1 protein-coding gene is annotated in these 1,391 nt (G+C 69.2%); it reads left to right on the plus strand.

The genetic code is table 11. From position 1 onward, the window contains the following. Positions 1–59 precede the first annotated feature (59 nt). On the plus strand, positions 60–1,079 hold the full coding sequence (locus ACFPJ1_RS43250) for an IS110 family RNA-guided transposase (protein ID WP_380112275.1): 1,020 nt from the start codon (positions 60–62) through the stop codon (positions 1,077–1,079). Positions 1,080–1,391: the final 312 nt, after the last annotated feature.

Consider the following 1,391-nt stretch of genomic DNA (forward strand, 5'->3'; position numbering starts at 1 on the left):
CGTTTTCACGATGAAGGAGGCCCCTGATGGAAGGCTACGCGGGACGGCAGTTTGTGGGTATGGATCTGCATCGGCGCCGGTCGGTGCTGGTGCGGATGACGGGTGACGGGCAGGTGTTGGAGCGGGTCCGGATCGTCAACGATGTGGATCGGTTGGCGGCGGTGATCGCCCGGGCCGGGGAGGGTCCGGAGGTGGTGTTGGAGGCCACGTATGGCTGGTACTGGGCGGTGGATGCGTTGCGGGAGCAGGGCGCGAGGGTGCATTTGGCGCATCCGTTGGGGGTGAAGGCGTTTACCTATCGGCGGGTGAAGAACGACGAGCGGGATGCCGCCGACCTGGCCGACCTGTTGCGGATGGGTCGGCTGCCGGAGGCGTGGATCGCGCCGCCGGCTGTCCGGGAGTTGCGAGAGCTGGTCCGGCACCGCCAGAAATTGGTCGGGTTGCGGTCGCATTGCAAGGCCGAGGTGCACGCGGTGCTGGCCAAGTGCGGGGTGCAGGTCGCGGTCAGTGACCTGTTCGGTGTCGGCGGTACTGCGCTGCTGGACGGGTTGGATCTGGCTGGGCCGTATGCGGCCAGGATCGGGTCGCTGCGCCGGGTCATCGACGGGCTGGACTTCGAGATCGACCACGTGGCCGGCATGGTGCGGGGCCGGCTGGCGGGCGATCCGGGGTATGTCGCGGTGCAGCAGATCCCCGGGATCGGCCCGAGTCTGGCCGCGGTGCTGGTCGCCGAGATCGGCGACGTCACCCGGTTTACCCGGGCCGAGCAGCTGACCTGTTGGGCCGGGCTGACGCCGGTGCATCACGAGTCCGATGCCCATGTCCATCGTGGCCGGATCACCAAGCAGGGATCCCGGCTGGTCCGGTGGGCGGTCGTGGAGTCGGTGCAGGTCCTGCCCGACACCACGCTGGTCGGCCAGTTCCGCGACCGGGTCGCGGCCCGCCGCGGCCACAACATCGGTGTCGTCGCGGCCGCCCGCCGCCAACTCGAGTACGTCTACTACGCGCTGCGCGACCACCACGTGCGCGCCCTGGACCGTGCCCTGGACACCACTCACCAACCCGCGACCGCGGCATGAACAGCGGTCGCCGCGAACCGGTCGACGCGGATCGTGTGGGTCAAGACCCCCACCAGCCGGTGGCGCGGTCGTCCTCTTGATTGATCCCGTCCGACCAGCACACTGCGAACCCCATCATGCCGCTGCTGACCGCGGCGAAGGGATGACAGCAGCCCACACCCCGGGCCTGCCGGCGCCGGAGGACAACCCGGCCATGACGAGCGCGATGTCCACACACAGCCACCCCCCTCCACGGGAGCTACCCCAGACTCTTCTCCGCTGTTCCAGATCGTGCGCCGAACAGCGTCGGCGTCAAGGCCCTTCGGCCGCTAT

It is taken from the genome of Kribbella qitaiheensis, from assembly GCF_042657745.1.
Classification (GTDB): domain Bacteria; phylum Actinomycetota; class Actinomycetes; order Propionibacteriales; family Kribbellaceae; genus Kribbella; species Kribbella qitaiheensis.